Here is a 21,669-nt window from a genome sequence, read left to right on the forward strand (position 1 = left end):
AGACTTCAATCGGCGTTGACATGCGGGCGCTGGCTGAGAAGAGCGCCGACGCGGACGTGCTGCGCGAGATGATCGGCTTTGCCGCACAGCGCCTGATGGAACTGGAGAAGGGCGGCCTGACCGGCGCGGCCTGCGGCGAGAAGAGCCCGGAGCGGCTGGCCCAGCGCAATGGCTACCATGACCGGGACTGGCAGACCCGGGCCACTGGCAGACCCGGGCCGGCACGGTCGAGCTACGCATCCCGAAGCTGCGGACGGGGAGCGACTTCCCGAGCTTCCTGGAGCCGCGCCGCATGACCGAGAAGGCGCTGACCGCGGTTCGTGGAGCAGAAGCCGTCCCTGCACTAACTTTGAAGCCGGACCACCCCGTGGGGGCTGATCAGCTGAGGAGCACTGCCCGCGCCTCGATCCGCTCATCGGACCTAACGTCAATTTTTCTTCGGGCGCCAGCCGGACGGTGGATCTGCGCAGCAGGAACGCCTATAATCGAAGCGGGGTGGTACGCGCCACCCTGGGGCGTGGAAACCCCGAGAGTACCGGCTTGGTGCCCGCCGGCTTGGGCACCGGATTCCTTGACCCTTCGGGTCGGGGAGCCTGCGACGAATGTCCAGGCGCCCCGGTGCTAAAGGTCGTAGGGACCGGGTACTCTCGGTTTTCCAACTCCCCGACTATGGGTGGTCGAGGCTCGTTTGCGGGGGCGTACCGCGGACACGGGCCTGTCGGGGAAGCGATCCATGCATCGCTCAGTCATTCGCACTACGATCCTGGAACCAGAGGCGGCATCTGCACGACGCGTTCGCCGCGCGTCTGTGACCGGGACCTTGCGGGTGCAGCGCGCCGTCCGACCCTCGGGCCGAAGGATGGGCTCTCGCACGCGGCCTCCCGCCGAGCATGGCCCGAAATGGTGGCGCGGCATCCCCTACCGACGCCCGGATGATCCCGGTCCGCGTGCCGCGGCCCAGATCACCCCCTCGATCCCTGAATCCCGACTACCCCGTTGCTCTGAGCCGGATGATGATCCCGCCAGCTTGGCGCGTGCCGTGGCAGATCCCGGGGCGACGAGTCCTGCGGGCTGCAGGCAGGGATGCACCAGCCCCGAGAGCGACGCCTCGGCCCAGAACCAAGCCCCGAGATCGGATCGGCACCGGATCCGGTCCTTGAAACTCCGGTCTGACATAGTCGGCACGCCACGCAGGTCGAGCATTCCGTTCTGGACCCAATCGCGGCCGACGCTGGCACGGCGCGGCTAACATCTTGACCAGCACGAGAACACCGGACCGCGCCGCTTGAGGCGCGCCGAGCGGCACCCCCCGGCTCGCACCGCGCAGAGAAGATCCATGGTAGACCGCGTTCGCGACCTCCTGAGGCAGGTCTGGAACCTGAACGAAGAGGACGGCATCCGGCAGTCACGGAACGACCCGTCCGACCCGCAGGATGACATCGTGACCCTCGATGCTGCGAGACCGATGCGTCTCAGCCCAATGCTGAGGGAGCGCTACGCGTTCGCCGGCAGGTGGCGGAAGGCAGCACTCGACCAGACCTGGTTGGACCTCAACGACATCGACGCCGCCGTGATCGAGACGTGCCTAGACCGGGAGGCCCATGCACAGTCCGCATCGCGGACTCTCCCGTGGACGATCAGTAAGGCACAGGTCACCCTGTTCGGCATCAACTACGATACGCGTGAAGCGACCTATCTGATCTGGCTGCCCGATCGCGGGGAGCCCGTCATCTGCGCCTCCTACGGCGGGCGGAGCGACTTGTTCGGCGATCTCGAGTGCTTCCTCGAATTCCTGGTCGGCGACCGCGTCCACGACGACAGCGTCGAGCTGGCGGCCCGCAAAGTCACCGAATCCGCCGGGATGGCCTTCAGACAGCCTACATGACGGGCGGCATATGGCTCGAACGGATCGAGGGTCGGATCCGACGCCGGACAATTCCGAACCGGCATCAGGAGGAAGTCGGGACCGATGGCATCCGCTGCAATCAGACGATGTTGCTACGCCGACCCGCCTTCATCTTTGCAGGAGGGTGCTCTCCGTCCTCGGGTCGGCGCAGCAGCTCGCAGGTTTCGACCGCAAGCGCGGCTGCCAGTTGGTCGAGAACATCGACCGTCGGGTTTTCCGTCGCCCGTTCGATCCGGCCGACATAACTGCGGTCGAAGCCGGCATCGACCGCCAGAGCCTCCTGGGTCAACCCAAGCGCCACCCGCAACCGCCGCACATTCCGCCCCACGAGAGCCCGCCCGTTCATGAGGGCTAGCGAGCCCTTGCAGCAAGATCAATCCACGGACTATGGTCCTCTTCGGGCACGCTCGCAGTGGATCATCCTTTTCACTCAGACCTTCCGGCCCGTCAGCCCATGAACATCCGCCAGCTGGAAGCCTTCCGGGCTATGATGCAGGCCGGCACTACCAAGGGCGCCGCCGAACTCATCGGCCTGTCTCAGCCCGCCGTCTCTCGCCTGATCGAGGCCTTCGAGCACACCGTCGACATCCCGCTCTTTGCGCGTGCCCGAAACCGTCTCACGCCCACACCCGAGGCCATCCTGCTGTTCGAGGCCGTCGAACGCACCTTCACCTCCGTTGACCGGATCCGCGAACTCGCGGCCGACATCCGCGCCGCCGATACCGGCAAGCTCTCCCTCGCCGCCTTGCCGGCCCTCGCCTTCGGCCTCATGCCGGCCGTGCTCGAGACCTACCGCGCCCAGCATCCCCGCTCGAGCATCACCCTCGCCGTCCAGACCTCCGCCCGTGTCGAGGAGCTTGCTGCCGCACAAGCGATCGATCTCGGCTTTGCGGAACTGCCGCTGGTGCGCGGGGGGGTCGATGTCGAGACCTTCTGCCGGGCACCGCTCGTGCTCGCCGTGCCGGGCGATCATCGGCTGGTGGGCCGTGCTCAGGTCACGCCGCAGGATCTCGCCGACGAGCCGCTCATTGCGCTGCCGCAGACGAGCCTGTCCCGTCAGCGCCTCGACCAGGCCTTCGCGCGTGCTGGTCTGACGTGCAGCCCGGTGCTGGAAGCGCAGTATGCAGCTCTGGTCGCGACCCTCATCGGCCGTGGCCTCGGCATCGGCCTGCTTGATCCGTTCACGGCCGCGGCATCTGGCGGGCAAGAGCTGGTGACGATCCCGTTCCGACCGGCGATCCCGTTCGAAGTCGCCGTCCTGCATCCGACGCAGCGTCCCCTGTCCCGGGCGGCTCGGTCGTTTCTGGCGATACTACGTCGCGAACGCAACCGCGTCTTCCATGCCCTGCAGGGGACAGAACCGGCTGAGTGCTGAGAGCTCGAAGTAGAAGTCTCCCCGGCCTGATCACCTCAACCCGTCACATCGAGAGACAGTCTGCCGCGAGCAAGGCGAGCCCGCGCATGATGCTTGGCGTCGGACGATGATGCCATCGCCGCGCATGGGCTCGTCATGCAATTCCGTCGTGACGAGGCCCTCGCGCCACCTCAGCCATCATCTCGTCTGGGAGCGGACGCTGCAGTTGCAGCGCCTCCTCGGCCGGCGCATCGAGCCAAGTACGCCACTCTTCCCGGGTCGTGAGCAGCACCGGCATCGCCTTCGGATGCACCGGCCCGACCACGCCATTTGCCTCGGTCGTCAGGAATGAGAACAGCCGGTGCTCCTCCTCGACCGGCTCCTCCCGCTTCGGGCCGCGCACGCCCGTCCAGGGCCGCCAGATCCCCGCGAAGGCAAACAGCGGTCGGCTCTCGTCGAGGGCGAACCATACCGGCGTCTTACGGGGCTTGGTGTCGGCGTACTCGCTGAACGAGGTGACCGGCACGAGACAGCGATGCGCCGGCTTGAGCCAAGGCCGCCAGTAGGGCGAAGCGACGTTGCGCACGTTGGTGACCGGCTGAGTACCGACCTTCGGCGGCGGCGGGAAGCCCCAACGCATCATCGTCAGCACCCGGGCGCCGTCGGTGCTGTAGACGACGGGCGCCATCTGGTCGGGAAAGACCCCTGGCAGCGGCGGAAGGTTGCCGGTCTCATCGCGGTCGACCATGAAGGTGCGCCGGATCTCGTCCTGGGAGCGGGCTGAGCTGTAGAGGTTGCACATGGTGAGGATCGTAGCCGATTGGGTCCTGCTAGTCCCTTGATGCGGGGCGATGGGCCTGAGACAACAGCCGAGGTGTCGCACAACCCTGGGCGGTCGGCGTGAGCGAGTTGAGCGAAGACGAGAAACGATTGCGTGCTTGGTCTGATCAGCACGCGCTCAACCCTCGCGCGCGGAAGTATCCCTTGCCCAGCAAGTGGAGAAATCGCATCAGCACTACGATCGCGGTTGTGGTCTCCGCGATATTCTATGCCGTTCTCCTGTTTGGCCTGGGGCGCTGCATCGGGCAGGTTATGGCGCAGACGGCCGGGCAGCCCTCGGTCCAGAACCCGTTCGAGCGCGGCGCGCCACCACCTCGGCGCCGGGAGACGCCAGAGCGGCCGCAGGCGGCGCCGGCCGGCCCGTCCGATGCCGAGATCGCCAAACGCCTCGTCGCCGAGTCGATCGCGGGCTACGACGGCCCCTGCGCCTGCCCCTACCAGCATGACCGGGCCGGCCGGTCCTGCGGCCGGCGCAGCGCCTACCACCGACCGCGCGGAGCCGCGCCGCTGTGCTTTGGGACGGATGTCACACCGGAAATGCTGGCAGCGGCCCGGTCTCGGTAGAGAGCTCGTCCGTCATTCCCGGGCCGTTCGGCTGATCAACCGTAGCTGCTTCGTCGCGATGTCGGAGAATCCTCCGGCCGGGCTCACTCCGCTGGCGCTCTAGCGCCTCATGCATGAGGCTGCGCGAGTGCTCGATGAGGGCATAGCCGACATCGTTCATCTTATCGGCCGTCTCCTCGGACAAATTGGTTGCCTGGCAGGCGAGATCTATGAGGGGCTCCATCTGCTCGACGATGAGCCCGAGCCCGCGCACGAGCGAGGGCAGGATCGCCGCCACCTCATCGATTGTCGGGGGGGGAGGCTTGGAGGTCATGGGGCGATCCTCACTCCCGGCGACCGGCGAGCAGTTTCGTTGGTGAGTCGTCATCGCCGCCTGGACCTCTCGCCGCCGGTGGGGTTCGTTGCCGGGCGCGCACTCGATCGGTCCAGGACGCCGGGCAGATGCCACCGGCCCTCCGGACGGATGATGACGAGCGGGTCCGCGCCGACGGCGATGGCCTCCGGATCCCGCGGCAGCTCCGCCAGCATCTCCGTGTATTCGTGATCGGAGAAGGCGAAGTCCTGGCCGCCTTCGAAAGTCCGCGCTCCCGCCCTGCGCCAGAACGGCATGAGGCGCTTTTGCGCGTGCCCGTAAACTTTCACATACCCTTTCTTGCGGCAAAGCTCATGGGCCGCCCGGACGATCACGAACGCCATCCGTGAATTGCGGTACTCTGGTCGCACCGCCAGTCGCTCGACCTTCGCAAAATCCGCGAAGCATCGGATGCGCAACGCGGCCGCTGGCTCGTCACCCACGTAGCCTAGAAGATGCGTCGATGAGAGGTCGTTGCCGTCGAACTCCTCCTCCAACGGACAGGCCTGTTCGGCCAGGAAGGCGACGGATCTGATCGCCATCACCTTGGTGAGATCGTCTAGTGATCGAACCACCGTGACCGTGTTCGCTTCGGTCATGCTCGGATAGGTATCGTAGGCCGGACGCGGGGTGTGATGTGGACTCCGCCTGTAGATGTGGAAGCCATGCTGGTGGCCTTCCTCGCCGACCTCGAGCGGCTTGAACCCAGCCGTTTGGATCAGCCGACGACCAGCTGCCGTCGGTCCCCAGGCGAGCAGATCGACATCCTTATAGAGCGGCGTCGATATCTGCTGGAAGGCAAGAGCGACGCCGCCAGCGAGCCGCCCAGGCGCATAGATCGCCCAAACGTAGATCGCCGCAGGCTTTTCGTGCTGTGCCGCGATATGTGCTGGCGAAGGATCGGCGCCGTTGAACTGCCCATTAAGAAGAGATTTTCGCCCCTCGTCTGTTACTGGCAGCAGCGCTATAAATCCTTCCGCACTGGGATTGGTGAAATCATATTTTTCACGTCTCGCAAAGGCGTTGAATATGGCTGGATTAGCCGACATCACGCGCCGGATTACCTCGAGGCTGGCCTGCGAGCCCAGTTCGCTGCGGCACATGTCAAATAGGCGCCTGACCTCGTCGATGCTCGGTGTATAGAGGACAACGTGACGCGAAAACCGCGTCACGTCCATCTCGATGAGAGGGTGACGCGAGCGGGATGCGGTCGCTGCCTCACGGGAAGAGGGCGTGACAGATCTTGCTATAGGAGAATCCACGACAAGGCTCCAAGTAAAATTGTTTTGTAACCTCCTGTTTGATTGCAGAAACGAAGGGACATGTATGCGCAAGCCAAATGAACGGGGTGTTCCGAAAATGGAACACCCGCCGAGCGATCGACCAGCCGCGATGCCTGACTGGCATTCGCTCTGGATGCTGCTGGAACTCCACCGCTGCGGCTCCTTTCGAGCCGCAGCACCCCGTGTCGGAATGTCTTTCAATGCACTGCGCCGAAGAATCAGCGATCTTGAAGAAAATCTTGGTGTATCCCTGCTGGTAAGGGGTGTATCTGGTATAAAAGCCACCCCAGAAGGCAATAAAATATTAGCTGAAGCCCAAAAAATGGAAGCTTCAGCCTATCAGATAGTTCGAGCAGGAGATTACTATTCCAGCACAATCGACGGCGAAGTGAAAATAGCTGTCACAGAAGGTCTAGGCTCTGCATGGCTCGTCCCGCGTGTCATCGAGTTCCAGCGCCGGCACCCACGTCTGCGCATCGATCTCAGCTGTGGCATGACGTCGGCCGACGTGCTCAGAATGGAAGCTGACGTCGCGGTGCAACTGACGCGTCCGCAGGAGGCAGACCTGAAGGTCGTCCGCTTGGGGTATCTTCATACAATGCCATTTGCCTCGAATTCATACGTAAATAAGCATGGTCTCCCCACAAAACTTGAGGAATTCAGCGAGCATGCACTTGTTTTTCAAGTTTCTGAACAGACATCTACACTTTCAACATATGGAAAAAATCTGCCTGCTCTCCCTCGCGCTCCTGTGATTGCAATCAAGACAAATGCAGCCAGCGCACATACATTGGCTGTCGCGAATGGCGCAGGCATCGGTTGGCTGCCGACCTATGTATGTCCGCTGGGCATGGACTTGATACCGGTTGATTGCGGCCTCAATTTTCGTTTAGATGTATGGCTGACGTATCATCCTGACGTAGATCGTACTCCTCGAATTCGCACCGCAATCGACTGGCTGCGCGCCTGTTTTGACGTGCGCATATTCCCATTCTTCGGCGAGGAGTACATTCATCCCCGAGACCTAGCACCACTGAGCGATAACAATTCCATTTTTGACATTTTTCGGGGGTTCGTCAGCGATCAGCCGGATTGATACTACGACCGACCGGGCGAGGCATGCACGGTCGGCACCTCGCTCACCCGCGTGGTGAACCGCGGCGAGCGCATCTCGAACTTCGTCGACCAGGTGCGCTTTTCGACCAGCCCGGCCCGCGCCGGCACCACGGCGCCGCGCCCGAACCGGCTGTTGCAGGCGTCCATCGCCGCCATCAGCTTCCCGGACTTCTCCCGGTCGAGGGCCCCGAACAGCGGGCGAGGGGCCCCGTCGAGCGGCACGAGATCCTTCGTGACCAGCCCCGCCTTGCTGTAGCGCCACGGGGTCGGGCCCTGCTCCTTCCAAGTCTTCGCAACCCCGTGGAGCGCCGCCTGGATCAGGTGCCGGCTGTCGTTCGTCGCCTCCGGCAGGTGCACCACCGTCGAGACCGCGCGCATCGGGTCGCCGCGGTCGTGCTCGCTCGTGTGGTAGAAGACGGTCACGGCGGAGACGGCGAGCCCGTCGCGTCGCAGCTTCTCGCCGAGCCGCGTCGCGTGCGCGGCCACGGCCTGCTCCATGACCTCCCGTTCGGTGATTCGGGACGAGAACGAGCGGGTGACCGCGCAGCCCTTGCGCCGGGCCGGCACGATCTCGAGCGGCAGGCAGGCGCGGCCGCGCAGCTCGTGGATGATGCGCTCGCCCACCACCGTCAGCGAGGCCCGGGCCGGCCGCGGATCGAGGTCGCGCAGGTCCGCCACCGTGTCGACGCCCATGGCCTCCAGGCGCGCCCGCGAGGCGCGGCCGATGCCCCAGACCTCGCCGACCGAGATCCCGACCATCCAGGTTGCGCGCTCGGCCTCGTCGGACAGGTCGCACACGCCGCCGAGCTCGGGCACGGTCTTGGCGATGTGGTTGGCGAGCTTGGCGAGCGTCTTCGTCGGCCCGATCCCGACGCAGGTCGGCAGGCCGGTCCACTGGCGCACCGTCGAGCGGAGATCCCTAGCCAGCGCCACCCGGTCGCGCTCGCGCACCTCGGAGAGATCGAGGAAGCTCTCGTCGATCGAGTAGATCTCCACGTCCGGCGCGAACTGCCGGTAGACCGTGTTGGCTCTCGCGCTCATGTCGCCGTAGAGGGCGTAGTTCGAGGAGAACACGCGCACGCCCTTGGATCGGCACAGCTGCCGAATCTTGAAGTAGGGCTCGCCCATGCGGATTCCGAGCGCCTTGGCCTCGGCGGTGCGGGCGATGGCGCAGCCGTCGTTGTTCGAGAGCACGATCACCGGCACGCCGGTGAGCTTCGGGTCGAACACGCGCTCGCAAGAGCAGTAGAAGGAATTGCCGTCGATGAGCGCGATCGCCCGGCTCATCGCACGAGGCTCGCGCGGGCCCTCACGTGGTGCCAGCGCACCGAGAACAGCAGCACGCCCCAGAGCAGGCCCTCCTCCAGATCCTCCAGGGCGAATTCCTGATCCATCTCCGGGTTGTCGAACGTGAGGGACAGCCGGTTGCCGGTCATGATCAGGCGCTTGAGGCTCATCTCGCCGTTGACCACCGCGACCACGACTGCACCGGAGGATGGCGAGAGCGAGCGATCGACCACGGCCAGATCCTCGTCGTGGATCCCGGCCCCCTTCATGCACCAGCCGCGGACGCGCCAGATGAAGGTCGCGGGCGGGTTCGGCACCAGCCAACGCGGCAGCTCGAGCGCGCCCTCGATGAAGTCTTCGGCCGGACTCGGGAATCCGGCGCAGAGCGTCGGGAGCATGAACGGGATCCGCACGAGCCCGCCTGCGTCGACCGTCTCCCCACCGACCCTATAGAGACTCACGCGCGCCCTCCGTGTTAGAACGGAAAGAGAACAAACAGGCTTGAAGTTCCCGGTCAAGGCCGAGCTTCACGCCCGCGCGCAGACGGGCGTCAGTTGCAGCCGATGGACGGAATGCGCTGGCGCAGATGGTAGACTCCCAAGGACTGGCTGGCAGGCGCCAGCGGGGCACCGCGCAGGCACCAGACCTGCTGCCGCGGCGACGGAGCGTGGGTGGAGTGACCGATGACGGGATCGGGTGATACCGCGGCCATGGCACCGGGCAACGAGTGGGTGGCGCCCCTGCCGGCATTGGGCGCCTTGCTTGTGTCGAGTTAGGCTCGGCCAAAGGCGCCGGCCCATCAGAAGGCCTTGCGAGGCGAACTAACCATCGAGAGGGAGGACGCACCGACCCACCCGGCTCACGGGACGGTAAAGATGACCCGTGACTATGCAGCGGAGCCTGCAGATCTCGCCGCCGCAATTCTCGCGGCGGCGTCGCGGCTGCGGGAGAACGACCTGCCGGGGTGCCGCTGCGCGATGCGATGTGCAACGGCTGCCACGAATCGCGTCCGCGACCTCGCCGCCTTCCTGAACGAGGATGCGGCACTCGACCATCCGCGCGGCCGGCAAGAGCGTGCGAGCCGCACCGTTGCACAATGATGGATCGGATGTCCCCTTCTGACATGATTGTCGCAGCGCGCCATCTCAAAGCCAGGGCATGGTGACGGAGGTCGAGCCGCAGCGCGCCACCTCAATGCCGTCGGGCAGTCGCGAGACAACCTTTGCCGGCGGAACGCCCGTCGGCGCCCTCACGTTTGGCACCGCGGAAGCCAGGAGAACGCCGCGGGGGTGCTGCACGCACGGTCCACCAAATCGGAGGCACGCGCGAGGCTCCCGTTACGATCTGACCTCGACGACGTCCCTCGTTTTCGAGGCCCGGCTTATGAGGTCGGCGTTTCGCACCACCAATACCTCATGCCACTCGTCATGGCATTGCCGTACACACACAGCCCTGCACGAGGATCGTCCAGACGTGCCATGGGTATTTCAGCACGGTCGCATACGCCTATCGATGATCGATCTCATCCCGCGAACGCCATTTTTGTGAAAATCACATTTCTATCTCTCGATATTTACATTTACCGCATTAGCGAATACAATAATTACGCTACAGCTATATTTTTACAGCTTGCGTGACAGCAGGAATGCTCGATGAGACGGCGGCTCCCTCCCTGGCGTGGGCTTGAGGCCTTCGAGGCGGCAGCGACCGCCGGGACTGTGACGGGCGCGGCCGCGCGCCTGCATCTGACCGAGAGCGCGGTGAGCCGACAGATACGGGCTATCGAGGTTCATCTGGGCACTCCGCTCCTTCTTCGCCTGCCCAGTGGCCTGGTTCTCACGGCGGCGGGAACCGACCTCCTCCCGGTCGTGGTGCAGGCCCTCGACAGCCTTGAGAGCGCAACCGAACGGTTGCGGGTGCATCCCCGGGCCCCTCGCCTCATCGTCGGCTGCGAACCGGCGCTCGCCGAGCGCTGGCTGATCCCGCTCCTCGCCTCAGTCCCGCCGCCGGAGGTCGTCGTGGTCGAACTGACCTTGCTCGATCAGGGCAGCGGCCGCGCCGTGCCCCACCTGACGATCGCGTGGCAGGACATCAGCGAGGAGATACAGATGCCGGCTTCGCCGCTCCCGGACGCCTTCGGGCCAGTCCACCGCCCCTTCGCGCCCGAGCCGCCCCGGCCATGGGCCGGGACCACCCGGATCCACACCCGGTCGTGGCCCGACGCCTGGGAGCGCTGGGACCGCGCCGCAGGTCAGGACGACGATAGTCGGGCGGGCGAGGTGTTCATGGCCGATCTCGCTCTCGCCCTCCGCGGCGCCGAGGTCGGTCTCGGTCGTGCGATCGTCCCCGAGGCCCTGGTGCGAGGGGAACTTGCGGAGGGCCGATTGATCGCCCCGTTCGGCTTCCGGCCGCTCGGGCGCCGGCTCGCCATCGTGCCGAGCGACAACGCGATCCTGCCCTCCGCGCTGTTACCGGTGCGCCGCGACTTCATCGCCTGGCTGCGCCGCGGGGCTCGGACTTCTCCCGAACGATGAGCGGGACCGGCCTCTCAGCAGGACCCTTCATGAGGGTTCCGCGCTTCACCCCCCACCGACATCCGCACGCCCCCGGAGCGGATCGACGCCACGGCGGCCTCGAGCACGGCGACCCCGTGCGCCACGTCGCCGAGCGGGACCGGGTAGGTCTCGTCCCCTCGCACGGCCCGCGCGAATGCTTCGAGCTCGGCCCGTTCCGTGTCGAAGACGGGGAAAGTGAAGAGCCGCGAGGCGCCGCTGCGCTCGACGACCTGAAGGCTCGTTTCGTCCGGCATCACGGCGTAACCCCGGACACCGAACACGCGCAGCTGCCAGGTCCAGGCCGTGGCCATGAGCGTCGCGACATGGCCAGACGGGCCTGACCGGAAGCGCAGCATCGCACTCGTGGTGTCGTCCATCGGGATCGTGAGGACCCGGCGCATGCTCTGAGCGGTCACGTCCTCCACCGGTCCAAGGCAGTCGATCAAGGCGTCGAGGCTGTGGATGCCCATGGCGGTCAAACCACCGGCAGGTGCGTCCGCGTCACCGGCCCGCCAGGCATCCGGCGCGTAGGCAAGGCCGAAGGCGCCGGCAAACATGGCCTCGGCGTGGAGGATGGAACCGAGTTCACCGGCGAGCACGAGCTCGCGCAAGGCGCGGAAAGCCGGCAGGAAGCGCCGGTTGTGACCGAGCGCCAGCACACGCCCGGCAGCCGCGCAGGCGGCGATGGCGGATTCAGCCTCCACGAGGGTCAAGGCGAGGGGCTTCTCGACGAAGACGTGCTTTCCCGCCGCAGCCGCGGCGCGAACCTGGCCAGGATGGGCGCTGTGGGGGGTCGCGAGGACCACGGCATCGACGGCCGGATCGACGAGGCACTCCTCGAAGGAGCCGAGTTGCAGGCGCTGGCGGTCCGCGAAGGGCCTTGCGCGCGCGGCCGAGCGTACGGCGGCGCGGGTGAAGTGAATCTCGGACCCGCGGGGCTGCCCATCCTCCTGCACCGCGACGACGAGGCGCCGACCCCAGCCTCCAAGACCAACGATTGCTGCCCGGATCACATCCGACCTCCCAGTCAAAGCCCCGCCAGGTCAAGCCCGGCACGGCATTGCGAACCGCGCCGATCGCAGCCGCGCGCCGGCTCGCGAACCGTCGCGCCGGAGGCCGGCTTGCGCCACTGCCGTTGCGTCAATCCGACTTTCCGCAACGGCAATGGTGCGGCGTGCTCCGCCGCTTGCAGGCTCTCCCGGCTTGGACCTTGGCCCAGTCAGTGGCGGGAGGGAGTGATGCGGATCGGTGTCCTGCGCGAGCGCAAACCCGACGAGACGCGGGTCGCCCTGACCCCGCGCGAGGTCGCCGTCCTGGCCGGGCGGGGTCACACCGTCGACGTCGAGCCTGGCGCGGGAGTGGCCGCCGGCTATCCCGACGCAGCCTTCGTCAGGGCCGGTGCCACCCTGTCGCCGAAGGCGCAGATCCTCGCGGCATGCAGGCTCCTCCTCAAGGTCAAGGCTCCGCTGCCGGAAGAGTACGAGGACTACGCCCCCCACCACATCCTGATGACCTTCCTGCACTTCGACGAGAACATCGATCCGGCCTGTTTGGCGCGCTTGGTCTCCAGGGGCTTTCTCGGCATCGCCTGCGAGGCGGTGCGCGTATCCGGACGCGCACCGATCCTCGAACCGATGAGCCGCCTGACCGGTCACTTGTTCGCCCAGCGGGCGATCGAGCTCTGCACGCGCCACTCGGGCCGCCTGGCTCCGGGGCTCGATCCGGCGCTCGGCCAGGTCGGGGCACTTCTGATCGGGACCGGCGAGGTCGGCCTCTCGGTGCTTCAGGTCTGGCGCGCCCTGCGGCTGCGGCTGACGGTGCTTGCCAACCGGGACCGCGACGCGGTCAACGCGGAGGCCAACCACCGTTTCGGGACCCGGGACCGCGACTACCTGCCGGCCGATGAGGTGACCTTCCTGCGGATGGACGTCACCGACCCGGCACGCACGCAGGCGGCGCTCGCCGCCGCGCTGTCGTCGGTCGCCATCGTCGTCAACGCCGCCGTCCGCCGTTCCAGCCTGCCCCGCGACCGGCTGGCTCACCTGATCACCCGGCCGATGCTGGCAGCCCTCGCACCTGGCTCGATCGTATGCGACGCCACCGCCTGCGACCGCGACCTGATCGAGACCTGTGTGTCCTCGCCGGATCTCTCGGCAGTCGAGACAATCGACGGGATCATCCATTACAGCCCCGACCACATTCCGGCTCTGGTGCCGGGTACCGCAAGCGACCTCTACGCGGCAGCTCTCCTGCCCTTCGCGCTCGCTCTCGCCGAAAAGGGCGTGGCGGGCGCCCTTCGCCCCGGCACGCCGCTCCATGGGGCGATCGCCTGCGGGGCCGGCCGACTCACCGACATACGCAGCGCCGCGCGCAAGAACCTCCTGGCCTCGCCCATCGATACGGCGCTGGCGGCTTGGTCGGCGGATGCGGGCGAGCGTGGCATGGCCCCCTCCCCTCCCCTTCTGGTGACTCCCGGTCCCGTCGCGACGAGCAAGGCCGTCCGTGCCGCGATGGCGCTCGACCGCTCGGCGGCCGAGCCCGGCATGATCGAGGCTCTGCGACAGATGCAGGCGCAGGTCGGTGCTCTCGTCCGGATGGATGCCGCCTACGCGGTCATTCCGGTCCCCGGCAGCGCCACCCAAGCCAACGAGATGGTCCTGCGCGCTCTTCCCCCGCCGGGCGCGGCAGTGCTGATCGTGACGAATGGCGCCTATGGCGATTGGCTGGCCCATCTGTGCGCGACGATGGGGCGTCCGCACCACGTCCTGCGAACCCCGCCACTCGAACCGATCCGGCCCGAGCGGATCGCCCGCGCCCTTGAGGACGATCCGGCGATCAGCCACGTCGCCGTCGTCCATGTCGAGACGAGCTCGGGACGGCTCAATCCGCTGCCCGAGATCGCGTCGCTCTGCCGGCGGCTCGGCCGAGGGCTGATCGTCGATGCCGTCGCCTCCGCGGCGATCGTTCCGCTCGATGTCGCGCATGATCGACCAGAGGCGCTCGTCCTGTCCTCGAACAAGGGTCTGCAGGGCCCGCCCGGTCTTGCCTGGGTCGTGGCCGAGCGCGCTGCGCTCGAGCGGGGCCGCGGATTTGCCGCGTCCGCCAGCCTCGACCTGTTCGATCAGCATCAGCATGTCGAGCGCACCGGCACATTCCGCTTCACCCCACCGACCCACGTGCTGTGCGGCGTGCACGCCGCCCTCGAAGAGCTCGCGGCCGAGGGGTTTGCGGCCCGGACGGCGCGCTACGGCGAAAACTGGGGGGCCGCCGCCGCCATCCTCTCGGGGGCGGGCTTTCCTCCTCTGCTGCGGCTGCCGGATGCAGCGCCGATCGTGGTGACGGTAGCGCTGCCCGAGGACGGCCTCGCTCCTGCCGCCGTGACCGAAGCGATGGCGAACCGCGGCTACGTGCTCGTCCCGGGCCGGCTCGCCGTGCCACGAACGGTGCGGCTCGGCTGCATCGGAGCCCTCACGCCCGCCGACACGGCGCGGGCGGCCGCAGCTCTCGCGGAAGTCCTGAGGTCCGGCCCGATCATCGCTTGAGGATGGCGGGCTGCCTCACGCCAAGGCGGGGATTGCCGCCCGCCCGGGCTCTGGCGGAAGGTCCTTGGGATGAAAGCAGGCAAGGCCGGTCTCGTCGAGCGGCGGACGCTCCTGCGTGCAGCGCGGCAGGCGGCGACTGCAGGCCGACGCGTAGAAGCAGGCCTCGCGCGCACCAAGCCGGGGATCCATCCCGGCTGCGCCGTCATAGGCGGTCCCCGCGACGAGCCGGGCGGTGTAGGGATGGCGGGGACGACCCAGCACGGCATCGGGCGTGCCGAGCTCGACGATCCGTCCGAGATACATCACCGCGATGCGGTGACACAGGAACTGCGCCGCCGCGAGGTCGTGCGTGATGAACAGAAGCCCCACCCCGGTCTCGGCGTTCATGCGGCGGACGAGATTGAGGATCTGCGCCCGCACCGAGACGTCGAGCTTCGAGACCGGCTCGTCGGCCACGATGAAGTCCGGACGGGTGGCGAGCGCCCGCGCCAGCGCGACGCGCTGGAGTTGCCCCCCCGACAGCGCGTGGGGGAATCGCGCGGCATGCTCGGACGACAGCCCGACCTGCGAGAACAGAGCCTGGACGATGTCCCCGCGCGCGGATGGCGGCCCGATGCGGTGAACATCGAGGGCGAGACGGACCGCGTCGCCGACCCGCCGGCGCGGGTTGAACGAGGCGAGGGGATCCTGGAACACCATCTGGAGACGCCGCTGCGCTGGCGTTCCGAGAGCGACGGGCGATCCGCCGAGGTGGATCGTCCCCTGCGTTGGCCGATGCCGGCCGACGAGCGTCAGACCCAGCGTCGTCTTGCCCGAACCGGATTCGCCGACGAGGCCGACGATCTCGCCCGGCGCCAGGGACAGGCTGACGGCGTCAAGGATCCGCATCCGGGGCGTGCGCCAGCGCGACGCCAGGGACATCTCAAGGCTCACGCGATCGATGACGACGGGAGCGGAAGGACGGTCAGACATCGGGATGATGACACCGGAGGAAGTGGTCGGGACGGAGGGCCGAGAGGCCGGGCGGATCCGAACGGCACAGGGGGTCGGCGTGCGGACAGCGGCTGAGGAATGGGCAGCCGCCGGTCTCGCGGCGGCCCGGCTCGCCCACCATCTCGACGAGGATGGGATCGCGCGCGGCGAGCGAGCGCACCGTCGCGATCAGGCCGCGCGTGTAGGGATGACGGGGCGCCTCGAGGACGGCACTGGCCGGACCGATCTCGACGATCGTGCCGGCGACCATGACGGCGACGCGGTCGCACAGGTGGCGCGCCGCGGCGAGATCGTGGGTAACGAACAGGACCGCGCAGCCCGTGCGGTTCTGCTGCTCTCGGATGAGGTCGAGGATCTGCCGGGCGACGACCGCGTCGAGATTCGTCGTCGGCTCGTCCGCCACGATGAGGTCGGGCTCGAGTGCCCCCACCATCGCGATCAGCACGCGCTGGAGCATGCCGCCGCTGAGCTGATGGGGATAGGCGGCCAGCACCCGCTCGGCCGCCCGGACCCCGACTGCGGACAGCCAGCAGGCCGCGGCGTCGGGACGCCGGTCCCCGCGCCGACGCAGCACTGCCCGCATGTGCCAGCCGATGCGCTTTGCCGGGTTGAACGCGCCGACCGGGTCCTGGACGATCATCCCGAGGCGCCGCCCGCGAAGCGGCGCCAGGACCGGCTCGCCACCCCGCAGGTCCTGGCCGTCGAAGGTGAGCCGGCGGGCCGTCACGCGCGCCCCGGAGGGCAGGAGCCCGAGGAGGGCAAGGCCCGTGAGTGTCTTGCCCGAACCCGATTCGCCGATGAGGCCGAGGGTCTCGCCGCGGGCGAGAGCGAGGTCGATCCCGGCCACCGCGGTCCAGGGACCGGACGGCCCCGGAACGGTGACGGCGAGGTCGGCGACCGACAGGAGGGGTGTGGCTATGGTCATGAGCGGCCCCTCAGCTTGGGATCGGCGAGTTCGCGCAGGCCGTCTCCGAGCAGGTTCAGACCGAGCAGGGTGAGAGCGATGAACAAACCCGTCAGCGTGAGCACCCAGGGTGCCTGGCCGAACACTTCGCGGCCCTCGGCCATGATGGTGCCGAGCGAGGGCTGGGGCGGCTGGACGCCGAGCCCAATGAAGCTCAGGCCCGCCTCGATCACGATGCCGAAGGCGAGGCCGAGGGTCGCCTGCACCAGGAGCGGGCCCGCGATGTTCGGCAGGATCTCGCGCAGGAGGATGCTCCGGCTCGACTGGCCGATCACCCGGGCGGCGACGACGTAGGTCTGGCCACGGGCGCTCGCCGCGAGGTTGCGGCTGAGACGTACGAAGATCGGTGCATAGACCAGTGCGATGGCGAGGATCAGGGTGCCGGTGCCAAAGCCGAACACGACGACGAGGAACAGGGCGAGGACGAAGCTCGGGAACGAGAACAGGAGGTCGGACAGGCGCAGGAGCAAGGCGGCGAGGAGGCCGCGGCGCTCGGCCGCGACGAGCCCCGCGAGGGTTCCGGCGAGCGCCGCCAGGGCGACACCGGTGGCGCTGACGGTGAGCGACAGCCGGGCGCCGGCGAGTACGCGGGTAAGCACGTCGCGCCCGAGTGCGTCGGTTCCGAACGGATGCTGCCAGTCGGGCGGCGTGAGGAGCGCCAGGACGTCCATGTGGGTGGGGTCGTAGGGCGACAGGGCAGGCCCGACCCCGACGAGCAGGAGCACGAGGCCGGTGACGAGGGCGCCGAGCGGCGCGAGGCGATGGGCGAGGAAGGCGCGCATGCGAGGGCTCTAGCTCCGGCGCGGATCGAGAAGGGCGCATAGCCCGTCCGTGGCGAGGTTCGCCGCGAGAACGCCGATCAGGAACACCAGCGCGCAGGCCTGCACGAGCGGATAGTCTCGCGCGAAGGCCGCATCGACCATGAGGGCGCCGAGACCGGGCAGTCCAAAGATGCGCTCGATCACCACGGTGCCGCCGAGGAGATAGCGGACCTGAAGACCGACCACCGTGACGAACGGGATCAGCGCGTTGCGCAGGACGTGGTGCAGGAAGACGAAGCCGCCGGGATGCCCGAGCGCCCGCGCGACCCGCACGTGCTCGCTCAAGGATTCCTCGAGGAGCGCGGCGCGCAGGATGCGGGTGAAGCTCGCGGCCATCGGTGCGGCGATGGCGAGTGCCGGCAGCGTCGCGCTCGAGAGAGCGCCGGTCAGCGAAACCGAGGGCGGGACGTAGCCGAAGCTCGGGAACAGGCCGAGGCCGAAGGCGAGGCTGCCGATCAACAGGTAGGCGACCCAGAAATCCGGCATCGCGACGCCGAGCACGGCGAGCGTCGTGGCGAGGCTGTCGGGCCACCGGCCGCGCCAGCGTGCCGCCACCGCGCCGGCGACGAGCGCCGTCGCCGTGGCGAGGACGAGCGCGTAGGCGCCGACGAAGGCGGTGACCGGCAGACGCTCGGCAATGAGCCGCGACACCGGGATCCCGCTCGCGACCGCGATCGAGGTGCCGAAATCGCCGTGCAGCGCCGGGAGGAGCCAGGCCGCGAACTGGACGGGCCAGGGCTGGTCGAGCCCCCAGCGGGCGCGGTAGGCCGCAACGGAAGCGGGCGTTGCCCCCTCCCCCAGGGCCGTGAGCGCCGGGTCGCCCGGGCCGAGGCGCAGGGCCGCGAAGATGCACAGGGCGCCCAGAAGACCGACCAGGACGACGCCGCCGGCATGGCGGAGGGTCGGCCCGGAAAGACGGAGGAAGGCTGCGGTCATGCGCGCAGATCCAGTTGGGCGAACTGGTCGCCGAAATTCGAGTAGGGGAGTTGCGTGAAGCCCGCGAGGCGGCTCGTCGCGACGTGGTGGACGTTCGAGCAGAAGGCTGGCCAGACGGGCATGTCCTCGAGCATCAAACGGTCGGCCCGGGCGTAGATCGCGGCCCGGCGACCCGGGTCGAGGGTGATGCGGCCCTCCGCGAGCAGCGCGTCGAAGGCCGGGTTGGCGTAGCCCTGGAAGTTGCGGGCGCCCGTAGCGCCGAGGATGTCGCCGAGATACTCGTCGTAGTCGACGAGGCCGAGCCAGCCCCAGACTGCGGCTTGGTAGGCTCCCGACCGCAACTGGGCGAAGACCGCGTTGGTGTCGCCCGCCTGGACGGTGAGGCGCGTCCCGAGCGTCTGGTTGATCTGGGCGACGACGATCTCGCCGAAGCGCCGCCACCAGGACGAGCCCCAGACGAGAACGCTCGCCACCACGGCCTCGGGCCGGTAGCGCGCCTTAGCCAGTTCGGCGCGGGCGCGGCCTGGGTTGTAGGTCACGAGATCGGGAAGCGGGCCCTGATGCGCCAGCAGCGCGGGCGGCAGCAGGCCCGGCGTGACGCTGCCCTCGCCGAACAGGACGGCCTTGACGAGGGCGTTGCGGTCGAAGGCCATCGAGAGGGCACGGCGCACATGGACGTCGTCGAAGGGCGCTTGCCGGTTGTTCAGCGCGACGTAGCGCGTGTTCAGTCCAGGTTGCTTGAACACCTGCAGCGCGGGCCGCGCCTCGAGGGCGCGGACGTCGGCGAAAGGAGCCGTGCTCGTGAGGTCGACGGCTTGGCCGAGGAGCGCGGTGAGCCCGCTCGACTCTTCCGGGATGAGCAGGACGTCGACCCGCGGGATGCGGGGCGGCGGTCCGAGGTGATGGGGGGCGGCCTCAAGTTCGACGCGCTCGTTGGATCGCCACGCCCGCACGCGATACGCCCCGCTGCCGACGGGTGCGCGGGCGAACGCCTCGGGTCTGAGCTCGCGCAGGGCAGCACGCGAGACGATCTGCGTTCCCGTGCGGGTGTTGGTGAGGGCGCTGAGCAGGGGAGCAAAAGGAGTGCGGGTGCTGATCCGCAAGGTCAGCGGATCGCGGATGACGATCGCCTCGATCGCCGTGAGCTTGCCCCGGTTCGGCGAGGCGGTGGTGGGGTCGAGCACGCGCTCGAGCGAGAACTTGACGTCGTCGGCCGTGACCGGCGCGCCGTCGTGGAAGCGCGCCTCGGGCCGCAGGTTGAATTCGAGCGTGGTCGAGTCGAGCACGCTGAAGCGGGCCGCGAGATCGCCCTCGATCTCCATGCGGGCGTTGAAGCGCAAGAGGGCGTTGAAGATCGCCCAGATCACGTAGTTTTCCGAGAGGAGGCTGGCTTTGGCCGGATCGAGGGTGTTCAGCACCGAGAACCCAGCGATGGCCGCGCGCAGCGTCGCGGTGGGCTCGGCACGGACCAGGCCCGCGCCGGCGAGTGGGCTGAGGACGGCACCGGCGATCAGGCTGCGCCGGGTCAGGACAGGCGAGGTCACGGACGATCTCCTTGGCGGGACGCGGTGGTCGCGGTTGGCAGGTCTTGTGGGTTGAGGATCGAAGGGGCGAAGGGCGAGCCGAACAGTCGCGAGACTTCGTCCGCGTAGGCCTCGACGGCGGCGCACCGGGTGGCGGTGTCCCAGCCCAGCGCGTCGCCGATGGTCGCGGCGGCGTGCCCGATCTCGTGGGATGCGAGGGGCTCGCCCCAGGCGGCACCGGTGCGCCGGAACAGCACGTCGGCGAGCGTTGCGGCATGCTCGCGCTCGACCGCGCGCTGCAAGTCGGCGACAGCGGAGGGCGTGCCGGGCCGAAGCGCCTCGCCGGTCGGGCTCGGCGGCACCTCCGGCCCGGAATAGCGAACGACTTGCGCCGCACGACGGGGGATAAGGCCGCGGGCCGCCGTGTCGGCCAGCAGGCGTCCGGCGGAGCGATGGCTCATCACCGGACCGGCCGTCAGGGCGAAGACACCCGGCAGGCCGTCCGCGCAAAGGTCGTGGAGTTCGCGCGAGCGCCGGCCGAGCGGCAGCGCGGGATCGTAGGTCAGCGGGCGGACCCCTGCCCAGCTCGCGACAACGGCCTCGGGACCGAGGCGATAGCCTGGCAGGAGATGGCGCGCCTCCCCGAGCAGGAACGCGGCCTCGTCCGGCGTAACGCAGGCGTCATGGGGGTCGCCCTCGTAGAGGGTCTCGGTCGGCCCAAAGAAATGCATGTCGCGCCAGGGGATGCAGTAGAACGGCTCGCCCCGGCGGCTCAGCGTGGCGATGCCCGTCCCAGCGCATTCCGCCGGGAGCCGCACCAGGATATGCGCGCCCTTGGTGCCGACGACGCGGCGTCGGGCGTGCGGGACGATTCCTCGCGTGACCGCATCGATTCCGGTGCCGGCGAGGTTGAGGACCCGGCGGGCCGTGACGTGGACGGGCAGCTCCGTACTGAGGGTATCGCTCAGGCGAACCTGCCAGCCACCTCCGGGGAGCGATCCGAGGAGAGCGGCGGAGGTATAGTTGCGAACCCGGGCGCCGCAGCGCTCCGCATCGAGCACCGCGTCGAGGCAGAGCCGCTCGGGCCAGTCGATCTGGTACTCGCGAAAGCAAGCGACGGCCTGAAGCCGCTCGGGGTCCCGCAGGGCACGCAGGAGCGGGCGGGACATCGCGGCGGCAGGCGATAACTTTTCGTAGTCGAGAGGCACCCTCCCCCCGGCGCCAAGCCCGGCGAGGATTTTGAAGGCGGTATCGATCTGCCAGGGTCGGTACGGCCCGTCCCGGTAGATGGGAAAGCAGAAGCGCATCGCGGCAACCCGCTCCGGCACGGTGTGCACGAGCTCGGCCCGGGCCATCATCGCCTGACGTGCCATGCGCAACGCCGTGAGCAGCCGGTCGGGCCGGATGAGGAACTCGGCGAGCGAGCGGCCCGGGGCGAGGTAGCGCAAGCCGCAATGCAGGAGACGGCTCGAGCGGGCGGTGGCGCCAGCACCGAAATCGGCCTTGTCGACGAGGAGCACGTCGTGGCCGGACGCTGCAAGGTGCTGGGCGGCGCTCGCGCCGTTGATGCCGGCACCGATCACCAGCACGTCGACGGCGAGGCCGGAGAGGTGGGAGAGAGGAGCGCGCATGC

Annotated in this window: 20 protein-coding genes and 1 pseudogene; 8 read left to right on the top strand and 13 right to left on the bottom strand. The window is 68.2% G+C overall.

From position 1 onward, the window contains the following. Positions 1–20: 20 nt before the first annotated feature. Together QR78_RS10565 and QR78_RS10570 are read left to right on the top strand one after the other, a co-directional pair. A pseudogene (locus QR78_RS10565) lies at positions 21–319 on the top strand (transposase); the annotation flags it as partial. 1,017 nt (positions 320–1,336) lie between these two features. Further along, entirely contained in the window at positions 1,337–1,885 is a 549-nt protein-coding gene (locus tag QR78_RS10570; RefSeq protein WP_048427480.1) for a hypothetical protein, read from the top strand. Between the two features lie 100 nt (positions 1,886–1,985). Here QR78_RS10570 and QR78_RS10575 read toward each other — a convergent pair whose 3' ends face one another. Next, positions 1,986–2,252, bottom strand: coding sequence for a helix-turn-helix domain-containing protein (locus QR78_RS10575; RefSeq protein ID WP_048427481.1), 267 nt, complete (start codon positions 2,250–2,252; stop codon positions 1,986–1,988). Positions 2,253–2,360: 108 nt separating this feature from the next. Between QR78_RS10575 and QR78_RS10580 the strand changes: the two genes are divergently transcribed. Further along, a complete protein-coding gene (locus QR78_RS10580) occupies positions 2,361–3,281 on the top strand; it encodes a LysR substrate-binding domain-containing protein (protein ID WP_048427482.1) in 921 nt (306 codons plus the stop codon). Positions 3,282–3,414: 133 nt separating this feature from the next. Here QR78_RS10580 and QR78_RS10585 read toward each other — a convergent pair whose 3' ends face one another. Then, positions 3,415–4,062, bottom strand: coding sequence for an SOS response-associated peptidase (locus QR78_RS10585; RefSeq protein ID WP_048427483.1), 648 nt, complete (start codon positions 4,060–4,062; stop codon positions 3,415–3,417). A gap of 98 nt (positions 4,063–4,160) precedes the next feature. Between QR78_RS10585 and QR78_RS35635 the strand changes: the two genes are divergently transcribed. Continuing rightward, positions 4,161–4,664, top strand: coding sequence for a hypothetical protein (locus QR78_RS35635; protein WP_179945834.1), 504 nt, complete (start codon positions 4,161–4,163; stop codon positions 4,662–4,664). Here the strand turns inward: QR78_RS35635 and QR78_RS10595 are convergent. Both QR78_RS10595 and QR78_RS34015 read right to left on the bottom strand, forming a co-directional pair. Further along, positions 4,627–4,977, bottom strand: a complete 351-nt coding sequence (locus tag QR78_RS10595; RefSeq protein WP_053220865.1) for a hypothetical protein — start codon at positions 4,975–4,977, stop codon at positions 4,627–4,629. The two genes, QR78_RS35635 and QR78_RS10595, sit on opposite strands and share 38 nt — an antisense overlap. Positions 4,978–5,027: 50 nt before the next feature. After that, positions 5,028–6,194 carry a GNAT family N-acetyltransferase gene (locus tag QR78_RS34015; RefSeq protein WP_125901132.1) on the bottom strand — a complete coding sequence of 389 codons (1,167 nt, stop codon included), beginning with the start codon at positions 6,192–6,194 and terminating at the stop codon, positions 5,028–5,030. A gap of 148 nt (positions 6,195–6,342) precedes the next feature. Here QR78_RS34015 and QR78_RS32645 point away from each other — a divergent pair, with 148 nt between their 5' ends. Beyond that, positions 6,343–7,395 carry a LysR family transcriptional regulator gene (locus QR78_RS32645; RefSeq protein ID WP_082171848.1) on the top strand — a complete coding sequence of 351 codons (1,053 nt, stop codon included), beginning with the start codon at positions 6,343–6,345 and terminating at the stop codon, positions 7,393–7,395. A 2-nt stretch (positions 7,396–7,397) separates the two neighbouring features. Here QR78_RS32645 and QR78_RS10610 read toward each other — a convergent pair whose 3' ends face one another. Beyond that, entirely contained in the window at positions 7,398–8,702 is a 1,305-nt protein-coding gene (locus QR78_RS10610) for a Y-family DNA polymerase (RefSeq protein WP_048427487.1), read from the bottom strand. Next, positions 8,699–9,163 (bottom strand): LexA family protein, encoded by a 465-nt coding sequence (locus tag QR78_RS10615; RefSeq protein WP_048427488.1) that lies wholly within the window; start codon positions 9,161–9,163, stop codon positions 8,699–8,701. The genes QR78_RS10610 and QR78_RS10615 overlap by 4 nt, the downstream gene beginning before the upstream one ends. A 414-nt stretch (positions 9,164–9,577) precedes the next feature. Between QR78_RS10615 and QR78_RS34020 the strand changes: the two genes are divergently transcribed. Together QR78_RS34020 and QR78_RS10620 are read left to right on the top strand one after the other, a co-directional pair. Further along, positions 9,578–9,802, top strand: coding sequence for a hypothetical protein (locus tag QR78_RS34020; protein WP_125901130.1), 225 nt, complete (start codon positions 9,578–9,580; stop codon positions 9,800–9,802). Positions 9,803–10,354: 552 nt separating this feature from the next. Further along, positions 10,355–11,236, top strand: a complete 882-nt coding sequence (locus QR78_RS10620; RefSeq protein ID WP_048427489.1) for a LysR family transcriptional regulator — start codon at positions 10,355–10,357, stop codon at positions 11,234–11,236. Between the two features lie 14 nt (positions 11,237–11,250). On the opposite strand, the gene QR78_RS10625 is transcribed toward QR78_RS10620, so the two are convergent. Continuing rightward, entirely contained in the window at positions 11,251–12,270 is a 1,020-nt protein-coding gene (locus QR78_RS10625; RefSeq protein WP_048427490.1) for a Gfo/Idh/MocA family oxidoreductase, read from the bottom strand. A gap of 225 nt (positions 12,271–12,495) precedes the next feature. Between QR78_RS10625 and QR78_RS31865 the strand changes: the two genes are divergently transcribed. After that, positions 12,496–14,799 (top strand): 2-aminoethylphosphonate--pyruvate transaminase, encoded by a 2,304-nt coding sequence (locus QR78_RS31865; protein WP_053220867.1) that lies wholly within the window; start codon positions 12,496–12,498, stop codon positions 14,797–14,799. A gap of 15 nt (positions 14,800–14,814) precedes the next feature. Here QR78_RS31865 and QR78_RS10635 read toward each other — a convergent pair whose 3' ends face one another. Genes QR78_RS10635 through QR78_RS10660 form a run of 6 tightly spaced genes read right to left on the bottom strand, consistent with a single transcriptional unit; the run spans position 14,815 to position 21,667 of the window. Beyond that, positions 14,815–15,720 (bottom strand): ATP-binding cassette domain-containing protein, encoded by a 906-nt coding sequence (locus QR78_RS10635; protein WP_053220868.1) that lies wholly within the window; start codon positions 15,718–15,720, stop codon positions 14,815–14,817. A gap of 43 nt (positions 15,721–15,763) precedes the next feature. Next, a complete protein-coding gene (locus QR78_RS10640) occupies positions 15,764–16,717 on the bottom strand; it encodes an ABC transporter ATP-binding protein (protein ID WP_048427491.1) in 954 nt (317 codons plus the stop codon). Then, complete coding sequence (locus tag QR78_RS10645; RefSeq protein ID WP_048427492.1) at positions 16,714–17,538, bottom strand: ABC transporter permease; 825 nt, start codon at positions 17,536–17,538, stop codon at positions 16,714–16,716. The genes QR78_RS10640 and QR78_RS10645 overlap by 4 nt, the downstream gene beginning before the upstream one ends. Before the next feature lie 9 nt (positions 17,539–17,547). Next, positions 17,548–18,513, bottom strand: a complete 966-nt coding sequence (locus QR78_RS10650) for an ABC transporter permease (protein ID WP_048427493.1) — start codon at positions 18,511–18,513, stop codon at positions 17,548–17,550. Then, positions 18,510–20,057, bottom strand: coding sequence for an ABC transporter substrate-binding protein (locus QR78_RS10655; RefSeq protein ID WP_048427494.1), 1,548 nt, complete (start codon positions 20,055–20,057; stop codon positions 18,510–18,512). The genes QR78_RS10650 and QR78_RS10655 overlap by 4 nt, the downstream gene beginning before the upstream one ends. Next, the gene (locus QR78_RS10660) at positions 20,054–21,667 is read right to left on the bottom strand and encodes an FAD-dependent oxidoreductase (RefSeq protein ID WP_053220869.1); all 1,614 of its coding nucleotides are present in this window, start codon (positions 21,665–21,667) and stop codon (positions 20,054–20,056) included. Before QR78_RS10660 ends, QR78_RS10655 begins: the two co-directional genes overlap by 4 nt. Positions 21,668–21,669 lie beyond the last annotated feature (2 nt).

Source organism: Methylobacterium indicum (assembly GCF_001043895.1).
GTDB lineage: Bacteria > Pseudomonadota > Alphaproteobacteria > Rhizobiales > Beijerinckiaceae > Methylobacterium > Methylobacterium indicum.

Coding starts and splice junctions, on each gene's coding strand:
- QR78_RS10570 (WP_048427480.1), top strand. CDS start 1,337: ATGGTAGACCGCGTTCGCGACCTCCTGAGGCAGGTCTGGAACCTGAAC.
- QR78_RS10575 (WP_048427481.1), bottom strand. CDS start 2,252: ATGAACGGGCGGGCTCTCGTGGGGCGGAATGTGCGGCGGTTGCGGGTG.
- QR78_RS10580 (WP_048427482.1), top strand. CDS start 2,361: ATGAACATCCGCCAGCTGGAAGCCTTCCGGGCTATGATGCAGGCCGGC.
- QR78_RS10585 (WP_048427483.1), bottom strand. CDS start 4,062: ATGTGCAACCTCTACAGCTCAGCCCGCTCCCAGGACGAGATCCGGCGC.
- QR78_RS10595 (WP_053220865.1), bottom strand. CDS start 4,977: ATGACCTCCAAGCCTCCCCCCCCGACAATCGATGAGGTGGCGGCGATC.
- QR78_RS34015 (WP_125901132.1), bottom strand. CDS start 6,194: ATGGACGTGACGCGGTTTTCGCGTCACGTTGTCCTCTATACACCGAGC.
- QR78_RS32645 (WP_082171848.1), top strand. CDS start 6,343: ATGCGCAAGCCAAATGAACGGGGTGTTCCGAAAATGGAACACCCGCCG.
- QR78_RS10610 (WP_048427487.1), bottom strand. CDS start 8,702: ATGAGCCGGGCGATCGCGCTCATCGACGGCAATTCCTTCTACTGCTCT.
- QR78_RS34020 (WP_125901130.1), top strand. CDS start 9,578: ATGACCCGTGACTATGCAGCGGAGCCTGCAGATCTCGCCGCCGCAATT.
- QR78_RS10620 (WP_048427489.1), top strand. CDS start 10,355: ATGAGACGGCGGCTCCCTCCCTGGCGTGGGCTTGAGGCCTTCGAGGCG.
- QR78_RS31865 (WP_053220867.1), top strand. CDS start 12,496: ATGCGGATCGGTGTCCTGCGCGAGCGCAAACCCGACGAGACGCGGGTC.
- QR78_RS10635 (WP_053220868.1), bottom strand. CDS start 15,720: ATGTCCCTGGCGTCGCGCTGGCGCACGCCCCGGATGCGGATCCTTGAC.
- QR78_RS10640 (WP_048427491.1), bottom strand. CDS start 16,717: ATGACCATAGCCACACCCCTCCTGTCGGTCGCCGACCTCGCCGTCACC.
- QR78_RS10645 (WP_048427492.1), bottom strand. CDS start 17,538: ATGCGCGCCTTCCTCGCCCATCGCCTCGCGCCGCTCGGCGCCCTCGTC.
- QR78_RS10650 (WP_048427493.1), bottom strand. CDS start 18,513: ATGACCGCAGCCTTCCTCCGTCTTTCCGGGCCGACCCTCCGCCATGCC.
- QR78_RS10660 (WP_053220869.1), bottom strand. CDS start 21,667: ATGCGCGCTCCTCTCTCCCACCTCTCCGGCCTCGCCGTCGACGTGCTG.